This is a genomic window from Microcoleus sp. D3_18a_C4 (assembly GCF_036702415.1).
Lineage (GTDB): Bacteria > Cyanobacteriota > Cyanobacteriia > Cyanobacteriales > Microcoleaceae > Microcoleus.
Genome location: NZ_JAUBTI010000003.1, coordinates 1 through 1,905, shown reverse-complemented (window position 1 = coordinate 1,905; position 1,905 = coordinate 1). Strand labels below are relative to the sequence as shown.

General features: G+C 47.0%; 1 protein-coding gene. It reads left to right on the top strand.

Going from position 1 to position 1,905, the window contains the following annotated elements; translation table 11 throughout:
- Positions 1–1,905 (top strand): hypothetical protein (locus QUB16_RS02265; RefSeq protein ID WP_333313721.1); only part of this gene is annotated, 1,905 nt, incomplete at both ends.

Below are 1,905 nucleotides of genomic sequence, written 5' to 3'. Positions count from 1 at the left end.
AAATTCCCTCACCGATTCAGCCATTACCAGCAGTGAATGAACAAGCGGCTGACATTCCCAATATCCCAAACCAGAACAACTCGCCAGTCCAAATTCCCAACATCCAAAAACAGGAAAACTCTTCAGGTGAAATTCCCTCAGTCATTCAGCCATTAGCAGCAGTCAGCGAACGAGTGGCTGGCGTTCCCAACCTTCAAAACCCGAACAACTCGCCCGCCGAAATTCCCTCACCGATTCAACCATTACTAGCAGCCAACGAACAAGCGGCTGGCATCCCCAATATTCAAAAGCAGGAAAACAATCCCAGCGAAATTCCTTCACCGATTCAGCCATTACCAGCAGCTAACGAACAAGCGGCTGGCATCCCCAATATTCAAAAACAGGAAAAGAATCCCAGCGAAATTCCCTCAGCTATTCAGCCCTTATCAGCAGCAAACGAACAAGCGGCGGAGATTTCTACATCCAGCCAGCCAATAGTTGCCATCCCCAATATTCAAAAACAGGAAAACTATCCCAGCGAAATTCCCTCAGTCATTCAGCCATTACCAGCAGCCAACGAACAAGCGGCTGGCATCCCAAATGTCCAAAAACAGGAAAACTATCCCAGCGAAATTCCTTCACCAATTCAGCCATTACCCGCAGCTAACGAACAAGCGGCTGGCATCCCAAATGTTCAAAAACAGGAAAACTATCCCAGCGAAGTTCCTTCAACTATTCAGCCATTAACAGCAGCAAACCACGAAGAAGCGGCTGATAATTTTACATCCAGCCAGCCAATAGTTGCCATCCCAAATGTCCAAAAGCACGAGAACTATCCCCGCGAAATTTCTTCACCAATTCAGCCATTAACAGCAGCAAACCACGAAGAAATGGCTGAGAATTTTACATCCAGCCAGCCAATAGTTGCCATCCCAAATGTCCAAAAGCAGGAGAACAATCCCAGCGAAGTTCCTTCAACTATTCAGCCATTAACAGCAGCAAACCACGAAGAAGCGGCTGATAATTTTACATCCAGCCAGCCAATAGTTGCCATCCCAAATGTCCAAAAGCAGGAGAACTATCCCAGCGAAATTCCCTCAGTCATTCAGCCATTACCAGCAGCCAACGAACCAGCGGCTGGCATCCCAAATATTCAAAAACAGGAAAACTATCCCAGCGAAATTCCTTCACCGATTCAGCCATTACCAGCAGTCAACGAACAAGCGGCTGGCATCCCAAATATTCAAAAACAGGAAAACTATCCCAGCGAAATTCCTTCACCGATTCAGCCATTACCAGCAGCCAACGAACAAGCGGCTGGCATCCCAAATGTCCAAAAACAGGAAAACTATCCCAGCGAAATTCCTTCACCGATTCAGCCATTACCAGCAGTCAACGAACAAGAGGCTGGCATCCCAAATGTCCAAAAGCAGGAGAACTATCCCAGCGAAATTCCTTCACCGATTCAGCCATTACCAGCAGTCAACGAACAAGCTGCTGGCATCCCAAATGTTCAAAAACAGGAAAACAATCCCAGCGAAATTCCTTCACCGATTCAGCCATTACCAGCAGCTAACGAACAAGCGGCGGAGATTTCTACATCCAGCCAGCCAATAGTTGCCATCCCCAATATTCAAAAACAGGAAAATTATCCCAGCGAAATTCCTTCACCGATTCAGCCATTACCAGCAGCCAACGAACCAGCGGCTGGCATCCCAAATGTCCAAAAGCAGGAAAACTATCCCAGCGAAATTCCTTCACCGATTCAGCCATTACCAGCAGCTAACGAACAAGCGGGTGGCATCCCAAATGTTCAAAAACAGGAAAATTATCCCAGCGAAATTCCTTTACCGATTCAGCCATTACCAGCAGCTAACGAACAAGCGGCTGGCATCCCAAATGTTCAAAAACAGGAAAACTATCCCA